The following is a 20,047-nucleotide window of genomic DNA, read 5'->3' as shown; positions in this document are numbered from 1 at the left end:
AACTCTCAATTGTTACGGGATTCGTATACCTGACGTTTTTTTGTCTGTCGGGCAGAATAGCAATCGTTGCATAGGGGATAGGGAAACGCCCACGGCAGTTTTGTTTCACACACTTTACAAGTATTTTCAATACCTGTCATTCCTGTTTTAAGCATTTCATGAATTGCATCGCTAATTTCTTCACGCATTTTCTCCCAGTAGGATACTTTGTTTCGTTGTCCTATTCGATATAAAAACAACAGATGTAAACCGGCCGCTTTATAGGCAAGCTCTAATTCTTCCAGTGTTTCTTTTTTAATTGGCGGCTCTGGCAGCTCTTTTTTGTATACGATAGCAAATAGTGTATCCCGCCACTGCTTTACAAGGGAAGGCTCATTAGTTGAAAAGGGGAGGTGTAAAAATCCATACAGCCTTTCAATGGAAAGGCGATCTTCTATACCGCTATAACGAATGGTATCATATAGTTCTCGTTCTGCTGAAAGGGTTGCTTTTTTTGTTCCTTTTGGGCTTTCGAATTTATCCCATAGTTCAAAAAATACAGCAAGCGGACGAGAATACTTTTGAAAACGTCCTAATACTTCATTCGTTGGCGCGATTGTGAATGTGGATATAGATTCATCTTTTTGCTGTAAAAGATGGGCCATACTATCTAACTCTGTTGTAAAGGCGACTTTCCCTACATTATAGATTGTTTTCCGGCCCGCTCGACCTGCAATTTGTTTGATTTCTTGTGAAGTTAACTTTCGTCTTTTTTCTCCATCAAATTTTTCATTTTCCAGAAAGACAATGCGGCGAATCGGCAGATTTAATCCCATGCCAATCGCATCTGTGGAAACAATGACAGAGGTTTCTCCTTCAATAAATCGTTGCATCTGTTTTTTTCTCGTTTCAGGGGGCATACTGCCATAAATCATGCTCGTAGCATGATTTAAAGTAGCTGCTACTTCAAGAACACGTCTTCGTGAAAAACAAACAAGCGCATCTCCTTTTTGTGTGTGAGCGAGACGGAATGTCTCTGCTTCCACTTCAAGAGGAATATCCCGACTGTACTCGTAAATTTTAATTTTACAGTGTGCTAATAATTGGAGCATCATGTTCTTCATGCTTCGGCTGCCTATAATATGAACTTCTTTGGCATTGGCCTTCGTAATCGCTTTATACCACGCAAACCCACGGTCCTTATCAGCAATCATTTGTGCTTCATCAATGACGACTATTTCATAAACATCGGTTTCTTTAAACATTTCAACCGTACATGATATATGATTGGCACCTTCCGTCACCTTTTCCTCTTCACCTGTTTTTAATGAACATGGAATACCATCTCCATTGAGCTTATCGTATACTTCTAGAGCTAATAATCGAAGAGGAGCGAGATATAATCCATTTTTTGCTTCTTTCATTCTCTGCAATGCCTGATGTGTTTTACCGGTATTTGTCTCCCCAATATGAAGCACATATTGGATATTTTGTTCTACTGAAGGGCTATACTCTTGTCCAAATAAATCCTCAAGCATTTGTGCTTCTTCTTGTTTTTTTCGTTCAATTTCTGCTAACACTTCTTCTTTTCGCCGCTGATGCTTTGCCATATCTTCTTCGTAGATAGCAATATGTCGTTCCTCTTCAAATGGGATATGTGCAAGTAACAAGAGATCAGAAAGATATTCTTTTTGTATAGCTTCAAAATATTCATGAATTAATTCAAAAAAGGGCTCAATTATTATATCTTTCAATTTTGACTCTGTTAAGAGAGAACCATATATTTCATGATAGCTGCTGAGTATCTCCCGAGTGAATTGTTTCATGAGCAATGCCGGTATGTGCTCGCTAAGGTAATACGTTATGAGTCTTTCATATTCATAATCATGTATAGGATATATAGTTCTATTGTAGTTTGCATCCCTTTGTTCATGAAAGAGAGCGGATATAGTTTTGGTTTGAAATGAATCCGTTTCTTGGTTTGTTTTTCGTTTTTTCATTCGTTTTTCAATTATCTTCACATCATTAGTCAATTGACAAGCTATGTAATAACGGACATGCACATATATTACGGCATAATCTTGTTTTAAAATATGTAAAGCAGCCTGAAGAACACTGTTCTTTGCATGTTCTCGCTGCTCGATAAGCTGTTTCTTTTTTTCTTGTTCCAAAAAAGAAATTCTCGCTTGTTGATAGTGTTCTTCCCATTTTTTCGGATGGTTTGCAAAAGCAGCATCTGCCCAGCTCATCGCATCAAAAGGCTGAAACGTTCTCATTTCATTGCGAAATAAATGATTCAGCAACTTCCGTCCAACATCTTCCATATCATACCCAACTGAAATTAAATAAGATTTTTTCTCGGTTTTTGGTATGCGATTAACAGTTAGGTTCAGCCAGACATTTAGCCAGATTTGTTCAAGATAATGTTTTCTGTCCATTCGAAATTGTTCGTATGAAGGTTTAATTTCTTTATTTCCAAGATAATGGTCCATATCTTCGTATATGTAGTTTTTTACTTGTTCTACAGCATAAGGGTAAAGGGTCATTAATTCATTCATTAAAAATCTCCTTTATACATGTAACTATCTATAAGATATGTTGTTCCGATAAAAATAATTTGTCTATATAGTATTTCCTTATATCCATTGATAATAGCTATCCATGAGCAATAAAAACGCAGACTTGTGGTAGCTAACCGAAAAGCCTGCGTTTCTGTTTCAATCTATACTAGCAAGATTTTTATGTGTGATTACGTTTTTTTCTTCGTTCCATTCTCGTTTCACCTTTTGTTCCTTGTCCTACCATGTCTTGCTTCTCAATATGCTTCGGATTAAAGACAATGGTATGTTCTTCATGGTTTTGTAGATTTTCATGAGTATTCTTAGATACAGAAGGTTTTGGGCGAAACGTTACCTTTGGTATTGTGAGCTTTGGGACTGAGATTGTAAGTTTTTGTCTGTTTCGTTTTTGCTTTTTTTCTTTTTTCTTTTGTTTCTTCTCAGTCTTAGAAGCAGCTGCTCGACCGATCCATCCCCCAATTAAAAATCCGCCTAATAACACAACGGCATATATTTGTTCTGTTGTATACATGTTCATGATACCAGAAAGCACAGTAAAGGACTGAGTTTCCTTGATATCCCATATTAAAGCTCCCCATAAGCTAAGCAATGATAGAGTAATAGCATACGTGCGAAATCGGAGCAAAAATGGAATGATAGAGATGCATGCTGCAATTTTTATATTTGCTGTTAAGGAATCAAGTGTCACATATTGATCCCAAATGGACAGTAAAAACGCGCTAAACAATGTATATGAAATCCAGCTGAAAATGCGTAACCCTGTTTGTTTTGCTAAATAGCTTCCTACACTAGTTAGAAATAACAAGCCTCCTATCCATACTGACAACTCCATAGGAATTTGCTTCAGAATACCCCCAGCTAGGAATAGGAAGCTAAGTAGCATCAATAACACATCAAGTTTCTTCACAATATGCCGTTCCTTTCTTTTACGTACTTTACGATTTTTATAAATTCATAGTGATTCAGCAAATAAGAAAATAGCAGCTTTTTAAAAGAATATTGTAATACCGAAGGCTAGACAAAGCAAATATTAAATAACAAGTAGATAAACATTTCAAAAGGATACAAGGTATTTCCTACAAAAGCAAGCTGCAGTTTTAAAAAGCTCATAATATAAACAAGCTCAGCAATCAGCTGAGCTTGTTTACTCAATCCCCTTAATACGCATGATCTAAAATCATGACTTTTTTAAATCTTGTTTTGTTATTTCACTTCTGATATTCACATCTTTTGAAAATTCAGTATCACTTTTTGCGCTATTTGGATACTTGTTAGCACGTTTTCGATTATTATTGCGATTCGTCATATGTATCCCTCCTTTTTTAAGTTTGTGTTATTAGAGCAATTTCATGCAGCTTGATTCTATGGATCAGGAGTTCGATGCATTAAAATTTAAAAAGCAGATGCTAGTGAGTAGCATCTGCTTAAAGAAGGTCAATTCAGCTTATAGTATGCATTTCTTTCAGAATAGCAAGTAGATATTCCCATGTACGGATGGTAGAGGGAATACTCAGATGTTCATTCGGTGTATGTACATCATACATATCAGGTCCCATTGATATAACATCTAGTCCGGATATTTTCTCGGTGAACACACCACATTCCAGTCCAGCATGAATGGCAATAATTTCAGCCTCTTTTCCGTATGTGTCTTTGTATACCTTTTGGCATAACTCGCGGATAGCGGAATCAGGATTGTATGACCATTCAGGATAATCTCCCATTGTTTCCACCTTACCGTCTAAAATCGCTGCAATCACGTGGATTTGCTGTAAGGTTTGCTCTTTTAATGTTTTGATAGAGCTTCGAATTTCGTTTTGGAAAATCACCTCTGTATCTGTTGTCGTGATAACACCTAGATTCGTGGAGGCTTCCACTAACCCTTCAATATCCTTGCTCATACGTTGAACACCATTTGGCGTTAACATAAGCGCTTGTATAATAGATTTTGTTGTTTCTTTTGCAAATACTTGCTTTGCATCGTTCAATTTTTCAAGCTTAATATATACTTCTGGATCAGCAGCACGCAGCTCATTTTTCAATACTTGTGTCCACTCAGCTACCATTTCTTCTACAGTCTCAGTAAATTGAGGTTCTACTACTATAACTGCCTCTGCTTCCCGAGGAATCGCATTAGATTTTAAGCCGCCGTTGATTTCGCTTAATGTATAAGAAAACTTATGGGACAGATCTAGCAATATACGGCCGAGCAGCTTATTAGCGTTTCCTCGTTCCTTATCGATTTCCATTCCAGAGTGTCCGCCTCGTAAACCGCCGATACTGAGAGAGTATGTTACTGCATTGCGTGAAGGCGAATCCCATTCGATTGGAAGGATAAGTTTTCCTTTAATTCCGCCAGAACTGCTAACAAGAAGCTTCCCTTCCTCCTCTGTATCGAGATTAATAAAGATTTTCCCTGTAAAATGATTCGGATCTACTGCAATTGCCCCACCCATTGTTGTCTCTTCTTCTGTAGTAATGACTACTTCAAGAGCAGGATGCTCAATATCATTAGCATGAAGCAGTGCAAGTGCATATGCCACTGCAATACCGTTATCTGCACCTAGTGTTGTTCCATTGGCATACAACATATCCCCATCCATCCGAAACTCAATCGGGTCGTTTTCAAAATCATGGACTGTCCCTTTATTCAGTTCACATACCATATCCATATGTCCTTGCAAAATAACAGCAGGAGCATTTTCATAGCCTGTAGATGCCGGTTTTTTAATGATGACATTCAAAGCGGTATCTTGGACGACTTCAAGATTCCGCTCCTTCGCAAACCTTACTAAATAATCGCTAATTTCCCTTTCGTTTCCAGAGCCTCTAGGAATATTCGAGATTTCCTGAAAAAATGTAAATACAGGGTGCTTCGTTACTTCTTCTATAGTTTGAAACATATATATCATTCCTTTCGATAACTTGTCTGATCCGCTTGGTTACAATATCAAACCCATAACCAATGTATTGTAATATGTACCATTCACATAATTGTCTTTTTTCAATAAACCTTCTTCTTCAAATCCAACCTTTTTATATAGCTCTATTGCTCTATGGTTATGCTCAGTAGTTACGAGACTTATTTTTTTCGTAATACCGTTTGAGATCGCCCATTCTATAAGAGTATCCATCAGAATTCTGCCTAAACCTAATCCGCAATACTTCTGTGCTACTACAATCCCTAACGTTCCCACATGCTTACTTTTTGCTTTTTGATTGGATGTAATAGAGGCAATACTTACTATTTCCTCTTCAATTGTAGCCACAAGTATAATGGAGTTTTGTTCCTGTTTCGTAGTTTCAATAAAGTTTTCATATTCTATCAAAGGCATTGTAAACTCATTTTCTCCAAATGAAAGAAAGTCTGTTTCGCCGCCTACTATGTTATAAAACTCAATCATACGTTGGGCGTTTTCTTTTGTAGCTTCTCGTATCATCACCGGAATGCCCGATTTTAATTGCAATGTTTTCATCTTCTTTATTCTCCTTTATCATGCAGACCCCATCGAAATATCTAAAACAATTGGACAGTGGTCGCTTCCCATTATATGCGCATGAATGTCCGCTTCTTGGATAGCGTGTTTGATTTGTTCAGATACGATAAAATAATCGATTCTCCATCCGATGTTTCTCTCTCTTACTTTATTCATGTAGGACCACCATGTATAGGAGTCCTTTCTATTTGGATAGAGATATCGAAAAGAATCAACAAATCCAAATTCGAGCAGGTCCGTCATTTTACCTCGTTCTTCTTCTGTAAATCCAGAATTTCCTTTGTTCGGTTTTGGATTTTTCAAATCGATTTCTTGATGTGCCACATTCAAATCCCCGCATAAAATCACAGGCTTTTTTTCATCCAATTCCTTAATATAGACACGGATCGCATCTTCCCAAGAGAGGCGGAAATCCAGCCTTGCCAAATCTCGCTGAGAATTAGGTGTATACATGTTTACCAAATAGAAATCAGCAAATTCCAGTGTTAGTATTCTTCCTTCTTCTTCATATCCATCTGTTCCTATATTATAGGTTACACTCAGCGGTTTCTTTTTTGTAAAAACAGCTGTACCTGAATAGCCTTTTTTTACTGCATAATTCCAGTATTGAAAGTAGTTTTCAAGCTGCAGATCGATTTGTCCCTCCTGCAACTTCGTTTCTTGAATACAGAATATGTCTGCATCAACCTCTTGAAAATATTGTAAAAACCCTTTTTTTACACAAGCTCTAATACCGTTAACATTCCAAGAAATGAGTTTCATAATAAATAGAATCTTCCCCTTACCTTGTTGTTCGTCGCCAAAATCACCATACATTGTACCATGTATTTTCTTAGGTTTATAGCATTACAGAGAGCACGTTGCAAAGCGGTTATAAATTTGTATTGAGTAATGGCTACTCGGTAGGGAAATAGCTCTGCCGTCATAATATGTTCGTTCACTGCTGGATCACCTTCCACTAATTGTCGTTCCTCTGTTTCAGATTTGTCCTAAAAAATGACAATTCCAAATGTAGACGGTTTCATTTCTTCATATCTTCATACTAATTTACTATTTTTGATTATATAGCAACCTTCTCAATATTTCTATTTTTAGCTAGGATCGTCTTTGTTAGCAAAGGCGTATCATGATAGTATAAACGTATAACGAGTTAAAGGAGAAGAAGCAATGAAAACGGATATCATAACACGATTTACCTCCTATGCAAAAGTAGATACACAGTCTGATGATAATAATGAAACTTGTCCATCTACCCCGGGACAGCTAACACTTGGCAACATGCTAGTAGAAGAGTTACAAGCTATTGGTATGGAAGAAGTGACAATAGACGCAAATGGATACGTGATGGCGACTCTTCCATCCAACACAGAAAAGGCCGTGCCGACGATTGGCTTTTTAGCGCATCTGGATACCGCCACTGACTTTACTGGCGCCAATGTTAAGCCGCAAATTGTGGAGCATTATAACGGGCGAGACATTATGTTGAATGAAGAGTTACATATTGTGTTATCCCCGCAAGATTTTCCTGATTTATTGAACTATGAAGGTCACACATTAATTACAACAGACGGTACCACACTGTTAGGAGCAGATAATAAAGCTGGCATTGCAGAAATAATGACTGCGATGGAATATTTAATTCAACATCCAGAAATTAAGCATGGGAAAATACGAGTTGCGTTTACACCAGATGAAGAGATTGGCAGAGGACCTCATAAATTTAATGTAGCCGCATTCGATGCTGTATACGCGTATACGATGGACGGCGGCCCGCTGGGTGAATTACAATATGAAAGCTTTAATGCGGCTGGAGCAACCATTACATGCAAAGGGACAAATGTTCATCCTGGAACAGCTAAAGGGAAAATGGTAAACTCAGCGAAAATCGCAATGGAATGTAACAGTATGCTTCCAGTAGAGCAAGCGCCTGAAATGACAGAAGAATACGAAGGCTTCTATCATTTGATTTCTATACACGGTGATGTGGAAGAAACAAAGCTGTACTACATCATTAGGGATTTTGATAAGACACAATTTCAAGCAAAAAAAGCCTATTTAGAAAAAGTCGTGAATGAGCTGCAAGAAATATACGGAAAAAACCGCATTTTGTTAGAAATGAATGATCAATATTATAATATGAGAGAAAAAATCGAGCCGGTAAAAGAGATTGTGGATATTGCGTATGAAGCGATGAAAACATTACATATTGAACCTAAAATAGCACCGATTCGAGGAGGCACGGATGGTTCCCAATTGTCTTATATGGGATTGCCGACACCAAACATTTTTACAGGCGGAGAAAATTATCATGGTAAGTATGAATATATTTCTGTAGACAATATGGTAAAAGCAACACATGTTATCATTGAAATTGTTAAGTTATTTGAACAAAGAGCTTAGGTAGAATCTAAACAAGCTAGCATCCTGCTAGCTTGTTTAGATTCTCTTTTCTTGTTTCTTTCTTTGATTCTTCATTTATTTAGAAAGGGAACGGAATTTACCTAAAACTGTTCATTCAACCCGTAATTAATAGAATGCTATAATGGTAGAAAAAAGGAGGGATACTATGCGCAAAGTTGTTTCGTTCGCTTGCCTTCTATCGTTCCTTCCATTTCTACTCAGCTTTACTCCTAAAAACTACCTAGCAGAGTACCAATCACCGGAAGGGATTCGTTTTGTAAGCGATTCTCAAACGTGGACTGAAGAAGCATTAGAGGAATTATATCAAGAACTGCTGCGAAATGAGCATGGGAAAGAATTACAAACACTCCGAGAAGTACGAATTAAAGGTGCAGCAAATAATGGGATAAACGGAGAATATAATCCGTTGAGTCACGTCATTACTTTGTATAACGGAGATGAACGCAGCACAGTCGAATCAATGCGCAGTGTGCTCTCTCATGAATACGGACATCATTTTGCTTTTTATTATATTCCTCAGCATATCCTGCCTATCCAAACAAAATGGAAAACATTACGCCATGCGGAAGATGCACTTTCGTTATCATTCTGGAATTACAGTACAAAAGGAAAATATAAGTGGTTTACGCAAGAAATTTTTGCCGATGACTATGTTATGCTGTATGGCGCAACTGCAAAGGTTGAAAAAGAAGCCATTGAAAACGAGACTGTCTTTCAGCATATGACAAAGCATGAAAATAAGGATATTTCTAACGTGCTAGAAAATAAGGCGCTTCAACAATACCTCGAAGAAGTCACTGGGCTGAAAGTAGACTCCAACCGGATTATGCAAACACCTCAACTGTTGGATTGGAATGATGATATCGTTACCTTTAAAGTTATGCAACGTAACGATATACTATATAGATTTGCCTTTGATTATTATGAAGGAGAACCTGTGCCTGACAATTGGGTGCACAGAGGATATTATACACTTTTATCTGATAATCATGACACTATCTCTATTCCTCTTACAGCCACTATGCTGGAGGAACAAACTGACCTAGTAAACAAATCTGTTCAAATTTCAGTAGAAGCTGTAGATGTAGATACGAATCTTGGCATGAAAACATTGGTTAGCACTATAGAATATAGCGCAAGTAAGTGAATAAAACAACATGTAGAAAAGAGGAGAATGCTTTCTGTTCTCCTCTTTTCCTGTATTACAGGTAACTAGTCGTCCTCCCTATATAAAAATCCATTTGTAACATTTTTTCCATAAAATATTTCATCCATTTCAATTTTTAATTTTTTGGTGATTGAATTACGCTCCTCTTGATCTAGGCGTTCTTTCGTATAGCCAAACAAATAATTGTCTAGGTCAAATTGCCGCAGCTTACACTTTGTATGAAAGATATTTTCTTGATATACATTTACATCAATCATATCGTACATATCCTGGATCTCATCTGGAATATAGTTTTGGATAGAGCTAATTTCATGATCAATGAACAGCTTATGTCCCGTGATATCACGTGTAAAGCCGCGCACCCGATAATCAATAGTCATGATATCTGTGTCAAAGGAATGAATCAAATAATTCAACGCTTTGAGAGGCGAAATTTCTCCGCATGTGGACACATCGATATCCGCTCGAAAAGTACTAATGCCATCATCCGGGTGATATTCCGGATACGTATGTACTGTGATATGACTTTTGTCTAGCTGAGCCACAACGGCTGTTGGGATAGGACCCGGAGATTCCTCTAAGGCTTCCCCCATAGAAGCTTGATCCACCGGTCCCTCAGAAACCAAAATGGTCACACTTGCTCCTTGCGGCTCATAATCTTGCTGGGCAATATTTAAAATATGAGCGCCAATAATCTCAGTTACTGTTGACAAAATTTTCGTTAACCTGTCGGCATTATACTGCTCATCAATGTAATTAATATATGCCTCGCGTTCTTGTGCTGTTTTCGTATAGCAAATATCATACATATTAAAGCTTAACGATTTTGTTAAATTATTAAAACCATGAAGCTCAATGCGTTGTTTCGGCGTTAGATTCATGATTGTATCTCCTCCTTATGCACAAAACGTTTCTTCAATAGTGTTAATGTTTGCTTTAACAAGCCATCTATATGCATTTAGAAATTAGATATTTATAAAAATCGTGTAGATTTATTACAAGCTGACAGCTTCATCCCTTATACTAATACCTGGCAAACATGTATTCTTCGCTTATATTGGTGCTTTCGGCATAATATAAGCCTTCTCCCCCCATGCAGTACGATAATAAAAAAACAAAAAATACCATTTGATAATAATTCTAAACAGCGTAAAATACTGTTCACAAAAACCAAATATAGTCAAAGTCAAAAGATTAGCTGTATAATCTTTTAAATGGATGGACTGTTATATGAAATATCAAACATGCGATAAGAATCAATCTTCCGTTTTATTAAACATAACGGAAGCTGTAGTTGCTAATCTACTCCTAGAGGGAGAAGTAAATCAAATTGAAGTGACCGTAGCAAACAATGAACTGCAAGTCAAAAACAGCAAGTAAATGAAAAGTACTCGACTTATATTTGATGCTTTTTTGCATCCTTTCTATTCGGCTAGCGAAATACTGTACGTAGCTAATAAATCTTTAAAAGCGGGCCGTTCATTACCATCCCGTCCAATAACATGTGTCGCCGTCACTAAAGAGTTTAAAACTGCTTCTTCAGTTGCTTCACCAACGGCTCTAAATGCTATATCTATATCTTCTTCATGAATAGATGGAGTTGAAATACAATGGCTGGTTTTCTCATGGGGTATCTTAGTTGCCGTTGAAAATCCGATAACCACTTCCCCGCTTCCAGTTGTAATAATGGAACCTGTCCGCGACACACCTGTAACGGTTCGTTTTAAAATTCGATGTAGCTGTCTTTGCGATACAGGAAGGTCTGTTCCGACAATAATGATAATTGAGCCTTTATCTTTTTCATCTTGCGATTGGAGAATCCTATCCCTCAGTTTTTCTCCAATCGCTTGTCCGTTGACTTTTAGGTCACTTAAAATTCCAAAATTAGATAACACTAACACTCCCATTGTATAGGTCCCGTGTTCCAGCTGCATCAGCCTGGAAGCGGTACCAATCCCGCCTTTTAATGAATAACAAAGCATGCCAGTCCCTGCTCCCACAGTACCTTCTTGAACTTCGGTTGATGCATTTTGCAAGGCTGCCACAATATGGTTCTTTTCTATGTATTTTGCTCGAATGTCATTTAAAAACATATCATTACATTCGCATACGACCGGATTTACGCTGCCAGTTGTGCGTCCAATGTCTGGATTATGCGCTAACATATATTCGATTAATGCATCCGCCGCTGTTCCTATGCTAAGCGTATTCGTTAAAATGATAGGGGTTTCTAATGTACCTAATTCATTGATTTGTATTGTGCCCATCGTTTTGCCAAAGCCATTAATGATGTAGCTGGAGGCAATGAGTTTTTCCTTAAATATATTCCCTTGGTGCGGAAGAATCGCTGTGACACCCGTTTGCTTTTCCTTTTCACTTAAGGTTACATGTCCAACAGTCACTCCATCTACATCTGTAATAGAGTTCGCTTTTCCCGGCTCTAAACGTCCTATTGTTACACCATAATCTCGTATTCTTTTTTGCTTCAACATCAACAGCCACCTTTCATTTCCTGTCACTTCCATTTTTTCAAACAGTTTCTTTCAAATCAAGTAAAAATATAAGAAATTTTCAAAAAATAGAAAGATGGAGTTATAATTTGTTGAGTTTTTTTATACGTTCATAATGTAAAAAGCTTCTTAATTTAATAAGGGACTTTTCTATAAAGAATAGTTTACAATAGGAATATACTATAAGGAGGCGATTAGCATGGCAGAGCATCATTTTCATCTCAAAGCGAGCTGGCCAGGTGGAAGAAATGATGTAGGGGAAATTACATTAGGGGATCTACATACTAAAGTTTCTATTCCTCCAGAAATGGAAGGACCGGGTGTTGGAACGAATCCGGATGAAATGCTATTAGGAGCAGCCGCTACCTGTTATATTATCACTCTCGCGGCAATGATGGAGCGCAGTAAACTAAAAAAAGTACAGTTGACAATGGAATCAGAAGGAATTGTCGACGTTACAAAAGGAATTATTACATACAAAAAAATCATTCATCGGCCTCATATTGTGTTACAACAAGATGCTTCAGAACGAGATTGCAAATTAGCATTAAAACTTGCAGAAAAAGCGGAAGCATCTTGTATGATTTCTAGAGCTATTCAAGGTAATGTAGAAATGGAGTTAGAACCTGTCATTGAATGTGCAAGTTATTAGCATATTATTCTATTTATAACTGAATGAACAATATGCATTTTTTGGACAAGTGCTAGGGATAATGCGTGGGGACTTAGCCGTTTATGCTATGAAGAATCCCATGAAAATAAAATATGAATCAGGGTGATATCGGATTGGATAGTACATTTATACTTAATTTATTAGAAATTCTTCTCATTAATATCGTGTTGAGCGGAGATAATGCTGTTGTCATTGCATTAGCTTGTAGAAAGCTACCGGCACATCACCGGAAAAAAGCAATATTTTTTGGTACTTTTGGAGCGATTGTATTACGAGTAGCTTTAACATTTATAGCGGTATATTTATTATCCATTCCGTTTGTGAATTTTATAGGCGGGTTATTACTGATATGGATTGCGATACGGCTTTTACGAGGTGAAGAAGAAGAAGATATTAGAGCGAATTCGAATCTTATGGGAGCCATTCAAACCATTATAAGCGCAGACGTAATTATGAGTCTAGATAATGTTGTTGCTGTTGCGGGTTCCGCCAACGGAAATATGTTGCTCATCGTACTTGGTCTGCTTATCAGCATTCCGTTAATTATTTGGGGCAGTCAATTGTTAATGACTATTATGGAAAAGTTCCCAATTGTTGTAATAATCGGCGGTGGGTTATTAGGATATACAGCAGGTGAAATGATTGTAAAGGACGAATTAGTTGGAAGGTTTTTAACAGGTATGATTCCTAATCTGGATTTTGTTATTCCTGTTACATTAATGATTGTTGTAATATTAATTGGTAAATTCAGCGGCTATTTTGCGAAAGAAGCCCGTTAAAACAAAAAACAAGAGCATCTTTTTGCTCTTGTTTTTTGTTTTCGTGATTATATCTTAGCTAACTAGCTGCAACCACTAGCTTATTTTATAATTTCGGGTTTGCCGTAATCATGTCCGAATGTTTCAACTGTAACTTTTTTCATTTTCTGTTCAGCAAGCGGTTTATCCGCACTGCCTGTTTCTACGGCTGCAATCTGATTGACTGCATTCATTCCCTCGATCACTTTACCAAAAGCGGCATATTCTCCATCAAGCTGCGGCGTATTCCCTACCATGATAAAAAATTGAGAGCCCGCAGAATCTGGGTCGTTTGTACGTGCCATAGAAATGACGCCTTCTGTATGTTTTAACTCATTCTTGAAATCATTTGAACTGAATTCTCCTTTAATTGTATAGCCCGGACCCCCCATGCCTGTTCCTTCCGGATCTCCTCCTTGAATCATAAAGCCTGGTATAATTCTATGAAATGTAAGACCATCATAAAATCCTTCTTGCACTAAAGAAATGAAGTTTGTAACAGTATTTGGAGCAATATTCGGATAGAGCTCCACTTTTATTTGTTCATCATTTTCCATCACAATCGTTACGATTGGATTTTTTTCTACCTTCATTTTTTTGGTAGGCTGTGCTTCTTCTTTTTCTTTCTTTCCGCATCCTGCTGTTATGAGAACAAAGATAAGAAAAACGAAACAGAGAGAATACAGCGTATGTTTTCGTTTCATGTCAGTTAACTCCTTTATTGTTATGTATCTTTCTTTTATTATAATGGATGGAATTGATATAATCTATTATAATTACGGTGCGTGAAATTTTTTATTTTTTCTTTTGATAGGACAACGTTGTTTAGGACAAAATACAAATAAAGGAGGTCGTATCATGCATGAATCGAATAGTAATGATTCTCTTGAATCACCCCATATAAACGAATCCAGTATTACTACACACAATTTAGTTTGTAACGATGAGCTATTTTACAAGGAACTTCGAGCTATGGCAGAGGATGCGGCAAAAGGTGAATAAACAAACCCGGTAAAGAGTGTTTGCCCTTTACCGGGTTTGTTTATGAGGATTATATTGATACTGCTCCAAATTAACACGATTTCCTTCAATTATAACTCCTTCCCTTTCAAGAGACAGCTTTTGTACTTGAAACATTTCATCGTCTGTAGCACTAAGCTGTCCTTTTATATTAATCACACGATGCCACGGAAGTTGATGTTTTTTGCTCATAGAATGTAAAATTCTCACAACTTGCCTTGCTCCTCTTGGACTTCCTGCTAATGCTGCAATTTGCCCGTATGTCATTACTTTTCCCTGAGGTATTTCTTTAATAATATGCATTGCTTTTTCAGTGAAACGTTCCATTACTATAACCCTTCCCTTTCAGCTTTTTACTGCATTTTAGCAAATGTGTCAACTAAGTCTCCAAACATAGTCAATGTAGTTTGAATAGGCTCTGGTTTTGATAAGTCTACGCCTGCTTGCTGTAAAAGTACCAATGGATAATCACTGCTCCCGCTTTTTAAAAACGTCAGATACGAACGCAGCATCTCTTCATCTCCCTCAAGTAATTTATCTGCAATATGAATAGCAGATGCAAAGCCAGTCGCATACTTGTAGACATAAAATGGACGATAAAAATGTGGAATTCTGGCCCATCCGTATTGTACCTCTTCATCAAAGTGTATGCTGTCACCATTGTACTCTCTATAGAGAGATTCATAAATAGTATTGAATACGGAAGCATTTAATGCTTCTCCACTTTCCGCTTTTTCATGCGTGATTTTTTCAAACTCCGCAAACATCACTTGCGTAAAAAATGTTCCCTTAAATTGATCAATAAAGTGGTTCAATAAGTGTGTTTTCATTCGTTCTTCATTCGTTTGATTTAATAAATATCGAATGAGCAGTACTTCATTCACAGTGGAAGCTACTTCTGCTACAAAAATAGAATATCCTGCTTTAATTCGAGGCTGATATGTGCTGGAATAATAGCTATGCATTGCATGCCCCATTTCATGCGTGAGAGTAAACAGACTATCCAGATCATCGCGATGGTTTAATAAAACAAATGGATGTACTCCATATAGTCCGAAATTATAGGCTCCTGAACGTTTTCCCGGTGTTTCCCTCACATCAATATATCGTTTTTCTTTAAAAGATTGAAGAGTTTGAACATACTCTTCACCAAGGGGCAACAAGCTATCTAACATTATGTTATACGCTTCTTCATAAGAAATCACTTGCTTCATTCCTTGTACTAACGGAACATTCAAATCAAACGCACAAAGTTCAGTTAACCCCATTCGCTTCTTACGAATATTCGTATAGCGGTGCAGCGGTTCAATATGCTTTTTCGTTGATTGAATTAAATTCTCATATACTTCTTTTGGTACCATATCTGTGAAAAGTGATTTTTCTAAAGCTGAGGGATAGTTGCGTATACTGGACAGACGTACATTATTTTTGATGGATGAAGATAAGGTTGAAGCAATAGTATTTTGCAGTTGAATATAGGGTTTATAGTATGCTTTATAAGCTTCCTTTCGCTTCTCGCGGTCTTCATGCTCAATTAACTTAGCATACAGCCCCCTTGTTAAAGAGATCTTCTGTCCATTTTCATCTGTTACTTCTCCAAATTGAATATCCGCGTTGTTAATCATACCAAATGTTGCAGCTGGAGACGACAACGCTTCTCCCATTTCCGAAAGAACCTCCTCTTTTTCTTTGCTCAATACATGTTCCTTATAGCGGTAGGCCTCTAATAAATCATCTTCGAAATAGGTCAGCTCTTTCACTTCATGTATGTACTTTTGTAAGATTTTCTCGGATAAACTAAGCAAAAACGGCATGAAAAAGGAGGTAGCACTGCTAATTTTTTGTCCAAGCTGACGGGTTTGATCTACGAATGCTTGGGAAGTAGCTACTCGTGTATCTATGTCTAGCTGCAGCTGCGCATAGGCATATACTTTGCTGTACAAATAGCTTACATCCTCCCGCAACTTTAAATAACGAAACAACGAATGACCATCGTCAATTGTTCCAGCAAAGACTTTAAGCTGTTCAATCTTTTCTGCTATCAACCTATAGTCAGCAGTCCATGCTTCCTCATTTTTATAAATATCTGTTAAATTCCAGGTTTCGCTTACAGGTACTTCTTGTCTAGAAGTGTAAATTTTCATACTACATCCCCCCTATTCTTCATCGTATTCCCTCTCTTGTTCTTTATCACACTCATATTCGATTGGTTTCCATAGAAAAAGCTGCAACAGACGTCGCAGCTCCTATTTTCCGTTCATATTTTTTCTTTTTATATAAAGTAACCTGCCGAAAAATTCACTGCCCCCTCTCTATTATGTAATCGAGTTGCCCTCAAATACTCGGCTCCGCTCTCGGAAGAGGAAGAACCTGATCACCTGGACCTAAAAACCGTAACACAGCCGGAGTACAACATGCATCTCTTTCGAATGACCTCATCTTTGATATCCTCATGATATCCTCAACAAGCTGATCTTTTTTATTAAATATCGGAGTAACCTTCTTCATCTCCCGTATACTGTGTCTCATAGTATTGCAAATTCTTTGCTTCATACTACCAGGTCCGCGTTCTTTCTTTTTAGTACGTTGTACACTAAACAGGACATGTTCTGTTATTTTCATTTGCACCGGTTTGTTTCGTTTCACTTTACGTCTTCCTGATTCTTGTTTGGTTTTATGCACTAGCACGTATTCATAACCAGCGTCTGTTTCCTTTTGTATAATAGAAAGCGTATTCGTAAGCTTGTATTCCGTTGGTGTGTTTCCTTCTCGTGATTGGGGCAGTTTGACAACCGTTTGATTGTTCTCGTTGACGAGAGGAATAAATCCTTCACGTACAAAATAAAAATCAGAAAGTTCGTGTTGCTCATCAAGCTGGATGCAAAGGGTTACCCCTTTTCTTCCTTTCTTCCTCTGCTCTGCAATAAACGGTGTTTTCATTTTTATACCTGGAAAGCTGACAAAGATGTGTAATCCATCTTTCTTAGGTTGCAACTGCGCAAGCGACATGCTATCCCCTACCTTTCCGGAAACTTACAGGTATCTTTTACCTATGAACAACAAATTCCACACCACTCTTCCTCTTCCCTACTTTTTTAGCAACCTTTTCATCGTCAGTTTTTTATTAAAGCTGCGTTATAATTCTGTTTATCGAAAAAATATGAGAAATTCTATTATCAAAAACAGATGGTTTTTGGTATATTTTGTAAAACAATAATCGTTTATTTAGGGCATAATAATAAAGATAAATAAAAAGAGGTATGTGTATGTACGAGCCAAAACATTATTGTGTAATGGATATTGAACGAAATTTCCGTCCTTATCAATCGAAAGAGCCCACGGAGATTATTGATATTGCAGTTATTAAAATCGAAGCCAGTACGATGAAAATCTTAGATGTGTTTTCTTCTTTTGTAAACCCAACTGCCCCGATATCGCGCCATACCACGAAACTCACTGGTATTACAAGAAAAGATGTAGCACATGCAAAACGATTTCCACAGGTCATCAAACAGTTTGAAAGCTTCATTGGAGAAGAATCTATGTTAGTAACGTGGGGGAAAGAAGACTATAGCTTTTTACAAGCAGATTGTAAGCAGCATAATCTTTCATGTGCGGTCATTCCAAAAGAAAAACGGTTTAATTTGCAGCAATTTGTCTTTCATGCGTATACAGAGCTGTTTCCTCATCAGCCAAATTTAAAATTTGCAGTCGAACAATTGGAGCTTGAATGGGAAGGTGAAGCCCATCGTGCCTTAGATGACGCCATCAATACAGCAAATCTGTTTCTGACCGTCGCAAAGCAAAAAGATATACAACAATCCTATAAAGCAAGTGTGGAGCTGTTTCTCGTTCAAAATGGTGCTCTGACTCATAAAGGAAGAAAGAAGCTAAAGAGATGGATATTTAAAGAGTTAAAAAAGAGCGGACAATCCGATATGACTTGGGAGACATTTATCAAAAGCCGTACATGGGAGAATGTAACGGAACAATATCATGTGGACGAACTTACCTTGCTCCTCTTGCATAGATATTTCGGGACAGCTTTACGAAAAGTAAAACAGCAAATCAAAATTTTAGAAGCAAAGAACGATAGCAAACTACTCTAGTCGTTTTTTGGGCATCCAAAACGGAAGCCACAACAATACAAAAAAACATAACGTTACGCCTTCTATAGACAGTATGTACCACGGATAAGGACCTAGTACATCTAATAAGGACGCAGTTTTTGGCTTGTGAGCTAAAAACATATAATTGCCTCCGGTTACAGTATTGACTAAAAAGGCAACTGCAGCGGCTGCATGTAAAAAAAGAAGCGACTTCCCAAGTGATGTGAAGGATACTTTGTAGCATTTCACAAAAACAAAAAATAGAATGGACCATATTACAACTGCATGTACTATAAAGAAATGAAAAAAGCGAAAATGAGGAAAGGAATACGAAAGTGCAGGAGTGAAGATAGCTTGCAATTCACCACTTATTCCAATAAAGTACAATATTTCAAATAACGAATATCGCTTCGAGTACAGAAGAATTATACACAAATAAGTATTAATACTGCATAAGTCCAAGGGAAGAGAGGTTTTCCAATTCCACAAGTCAGTCCGCAAAAGCCAAATTTGATATCCTCCTTCTAGAAAAATCAGCAAAAAAAATAGCGTCTGTGCTGTAAACGATGCATGTCGAGCAAAAAAAGCACGTCCTCTTATCATCACGAAAACTCCAGCTAAAAAAATGCCAATCATCGTAAAATGCGCAACGGAATATGCTTTAAAATGATGATAAAGATGTGGTGAAAACATACTATCCCTCCCCTTTCTCTTGTCGAAAAGTATGTCCGAAAAGGAGACTATCCATTCTTAATTCACAAAAAAGGAAGCGGCATTTTACCGCTTCCTTCATTATATTCATATCGCCTCTTGTAAAATTAGATTCAATTCCTTTGATAAACGCAGAAATTGCTCTTTATTGCCGTCTTGTAATGCAAGGTCGATTTCTTTTTGAAGTTGCCCTTTCCGAAAATTTCGAAGAGCTTGATCTAATACCATTTCTGCTAATAGTGAATCTACCATTTCGGATTGTTTAGGTGCATTCAGTAAATGTTTTTTCATGAGAAATCAACTCCTTGTCCTTTTTTTTATTATACTAAAATTTTCAGATAATTCAATCTTTTTTGAAGTGATATGTAAAATTTTTTTATAAAGAAAATCCCTCATTACAAGTAATAAGGGATTTTCTTTTAATATTCAATTTCATCATAGTCTTTTGGTTGTAATGTTGGCTGCTCAGTATTATTTGAGAACTGATTGTAGATTACGTCTAGTTCATCGTTTGCCTTACCAGTTGTTTTTTTATTCGCCTGTTTGTTATCTTTTTTCACAAATACACCCTCTTTTTTTTTAA

The 20,047-nt window shown here is 37.1% G+C and carries 22 protein-coding genes; 7 read left to right on the top strand and 15 right to left on the bottom strand.

Annotated elements, in window-relative coordinates; all coding sequences use genetic code 11:
* Window positions 1-5: 5 nt before the first annotated feature.
* The 6 genes from J7Q84_RS06035 to J7Q84_RS06015 all read right to left on the bottom strand — a co-directional run bounded on the left by J7Q84_RS06035 (window position 6) and on the right by J7Q84_RS06015 (window position 6,817).
* The gene (locus J7Q84_RS06035) at window positions 6-2,537 is read right to left on the bottom strand and encodes a helicase-related protein (RefSeq protein WP_209093627.1); all 2,532 of its coding nucleotides are present in this window, start codon (window positions 2,535-2,537) and stop codon (window positions 6-8) included.
* A 181-nt stretch (window positions 2,538-2,718) separates the two neighbouring features.
* On the bottom strand, window positions 2,719-3,465 hold the full coding sequence (locus tag J7Q84_RS06030) for a DUF3959 family protein (protein WP_209093625.1): 747 nt from the start codon (window positions 3,463-3,465) through the stop codon (window positions 2,719-2,721).
* A gap of 270 nt (window positions 3,466-3,735) precedes the next feature.
* Window positions 3,736-3,864, bottom strand: a complete 129-nt coding sequence (locus tag J7Q84_RS18545) for a hypothetical protein (RefSeq protein ID WP_280635564.1) — start codon at window positions 3,862-3,864, stop codon at window positions 3,736-3,738.
* A 133-nt stretch (window positions 3,865-3,997) separates the two neighbouring features.
* On the bottom strand, window positions 3,998-5,461 hold the full coding sequence (locus tag J7Q84_RS06025; RefSeq protein ID WP_209093623.1) for an aminoacyl-histidine dipeptidase: 1,464 nt from the start codon (window positions 5,459-5,461) through the stop codon (window positions 3,998-4,000).
* 39 nt (window positions 5,462-5,500) lie between these two features.
* A complete protein-coding gene (locus J7Q84_RS06020; RefSeq protein ID WP_209093621.1) occupies window positions 5,501-6,034 on the bottom strand; it encodes a GNAT family N-acetyltransferase in 534 nt (177 codons plus the stop codon).
* A gap of 18 nt (window positions 6,035-6,052) precedes the next feature.
* Window positions 6,053-6,817, bottom strand: coding sequence for an exodeoxyribonuclease III (locus tag J7Q84_RS06015; RefSeq protein WP_209093619.1), 765 nt, complete (start codon window positions 6,815-6,817; stop codon window positions 6,053-6,055).
* 405 nt (window positions 6,818-7,222) lie between these two features.
* Between J7Q84_RS06015 and pepT the strand changes: the two genes are divergently transcribed.
* Window positions 7,223-8,455: a peptidase T gene (gene pepT, locus J7Q84_RS06010; protein WP_209093617.1), complete on the top strand. Its 1,233-nt coding sequence runs from the start codon at window positions 7,223-7,225 to the stop codon at window positions 8,453-8,455.
* A 166-nt stretch (window positions 8,456-8,621) separates the two neighbouring features.
* The gene (locus J7Q84_RS06005) at window positions 8,622-9,623 is read left to right on the top strand and encodes a hypothetical protein (RefSeq protein WP_209093615.1); all 1,002 of its coding nucleotides are present in this window, start codon (window positions 8,622-8,624) and stop codon (window positions 9,621-9,623) included.
* Between the two features lie 65 nt (window positions 9,624-9,688).
* Here J7Q84_RS06005 and speD read toward each other — a convergent pair whose 3' ends face one another.
* A complete protein-coding gene (gene speD / locus J7Q84_RS06000) occupies window positions 9,689-10,525 on the bottom strand; it encodes an adenosylmethionine decarboxylase (RefSeq protein ID WP_209093614.1) in 837 nt (278 codons plus the stop codon).
* A 349-nt stretch (window positions 10,526-10,874) separates the two neighbouring features.
* Between speD and J7Q84_RS05995 the strand changes: the two genes are divergently transcribed.
* Window positions 10,875-11,024 carry a hypothetical protein gene (locus J7Q84_RS05995; protein WP_209093612.1) on the top strand — a complete coding sequence of 50 codons (150 nt, stop codon included), beginning with the start codon at window positions 10,875-10,877 and terminating at the stop codon, window positions 11,022-11,024.
* Window positions 11,025-11,068: 44 nt separating this feature from the next.
* Here the strand turns inward: J7Q84_RS05995 and J7Q84_RS05990 are convergent, their stop codons facing one another.
* Window positions 11,069-12,136, bottom strand: a complete 1,068-nt coding sequence (locus tag J7Q84_RS05990) for a DmpA family aminopeptidase (RefSeq protein WP_209093609.1) — start codon at window positions 12,134-12,136, stop codon at window positions 11,069-11,071.
* Window positions 12,137-12,353: 217 nt separating this feature from the next.
* Between J7Q84_RS05990 and J7Q84_RS05985 the strand changes: the two genes are divergently transcribed.
* Together J7Q84_RS05985 and J7Q84_RS05980 are read left to right on the top strand one after the other, a co-directional pair.
* Window positions 12,354-12,806: an OsmC family protein gene (locus tag J7Q84_RS05985; protein ID WP_209093608.1), complete on the top strand. Its 453-nt coding sequence runs from the start codon at window positions 12,354-12,356 to the stop codon at window positions 12,804-12,806.
* Between the two features lie 134 nt (window positions 12,807-12,940).
* Entirely contained in the window at window positions 12,941-13,606 is a 666-nt protein-coding gene (locus J7Q84_RS05980) for a TerC family protein (RefSeq protein ID WP_209093606.1), read from the top strand.
* Between the two features lie 80 nt (window positions 13,607-13,686).
* Here J7Q84_RS05980 and J7Q84_RS05975 read toward each other — a convergent pair whose 3' ends face one another.
* Complete coding sequence (locus tag J7Q84_RS05975; protein ID WP_209093605.1) at window positions 13,687-14,328, bottom strand: peptidylprolyl isomerase; 642 nt, start codon at window positions 14,326-14,328, stop codon at window positions 13,687-13,689.
* A gap of 154 nt (window positions 14,329-14,482) precedes the next feature.
* Here J7Q84_RS05975 and J7Q84_RS05970 point away from each other — a divergent pair, with 154 nt between their 5' ends.
* On the top strand, window positions 14,483-14,626 hold the full coding sequence (locus J7Q84_RS05970) for a hypothetical protein (protein ID WP_209093603.1): 144 nt from the start codon (window positions 14,483-14,485) through the stop codon (window positions 14,624-14,626).
* A 27-nt stretch (window positions 14,627-14,653) separates the two neighbouring features.
* On the opposite strand, the gene J7Q84_RS05965 is transcribed toward J7Q84_RS05970, so the two are convergent.
* From J7Q84_RS05965 to J7Q84_RS05955, 3 genes are all read right to left on the bottom strand, one after another.
* On the bottom strand, window positions 14,654-14,971 hold the full coding sequence (locus tag J7Q84_RS05965) for an MGMT family protein (RefSeq protein WP_209093601.1): 318 nt from the start codon (window positions 14,969-14,971) through the stop codon (window positions 14,654-14,656).
* A 26-nt stretch (window positions 14,972-14,997) separates the two neighbouring features.
* A complete protein-coding gene (gene pepF, locus J7Q84_RS05960; RefSeq protein WP_209093600.1) occupies window positions 14,998-16,788 on the bottom strand; it encodes an oligoendopeptidase F in 1,791 nt (596 codons plus the stop codon).
* A 190-nt stretch (window positions 16,789-16,978) separates the two neighbouring features.
* On the bottom strand, window positions 16,979-17,653 hold the full coding sequence (locus tag J7Q84_RS05955) for a hypothetical protein (RefSeq protein ID WP_209093592.1): 675 nt from the start codon (window positions 17,651-17,653) through the stop codon (window positions 16,979-16,981).
* A gap of 257 nt (window positions 17,654-17,910) precedes the next feature.
* Here J7Q84_RS05955 and J7Q84_RS05950 point away from each other — a divergent pair, with 257 nt between their 5' ends.
* Window positions 17,911-18,753 carry an exonuclease gene (locus J7Q84_RS05950; protein WP_209093590.1) on the top strand — a complete coding sequence of 281 codons (843 nt, stop codon included), beginning with the start codon at window positions 17,911-17,913 and terminating at the stop codon, window positions 18,751-18,753.
* On the opposite strand, the gene J7Q84_RS05945 is transcribed toward J7Q84_RS05950, so the two are convergent.
* The 3 genes from J7Q84_RS05945 to J7Q84_RS05935 form a co-directional block, all read right to left on the bottom strand.
* On the bottom strand, window positions 18,745-19,446 hold the full coding sequence (locus J7Q84_RS05945; RefSeq protein WP_209093588.1) for a YwaF family protein: 702 nt from the start codon (window positions 19,444-19,446) through the stop codon (window positions 18,745-18,747). The two genes, J7Q84_RS05950 and J7Q84_RS05945, sit on opposite strands and share 9 nt — an antisense overlap.
* A 105-nt stretch (window positions 19,447-19,551) precedes the next feature.
* On the bottom strand, window positions 19,552-19,755 hold the full coding sequence (locus J7Q84_RS05940; RefSeq protein WP_209093587.1) for an IDEAL domain-containing protein: 204 nt from the start codon (window positions 19,753-19,755) through the stop codon (window positions 19,552-19,554).
* 128 nt (window positions 19,756-19,883) lie between these two features.
* The gene (locus J7Q84_RS05935; RefSeq protein ID WP_209093585.1) at window positions 19,884-20,024 is read right to left on the bottom strand and encodes a hypothetical protein; all 141 of its coding nucleotides are present in this window, start codon (window positions 20,022-20,024) and stop codon (window positions 19,884-19,886) included.
* Between the last annotated feature and the right edge of the window lie 23 nt (window positions 20,025-20,047).

Origin of the sequence: Bacillus sp. 165 (assembly GCF_017742235.1) — a bacterium.
In the GTDB taxonomy this organism is placed as follows: domain Bacteria; phylum Bacillota; class Bacilli; order Bacillales; family Bacillaceae_G; genus JAGHKQ01.
The sequence above is the reverse complement of the archived record's forward strand: the minus strand, read 5'-3'. Positions and strand labels throughout refer to the sequence as shown.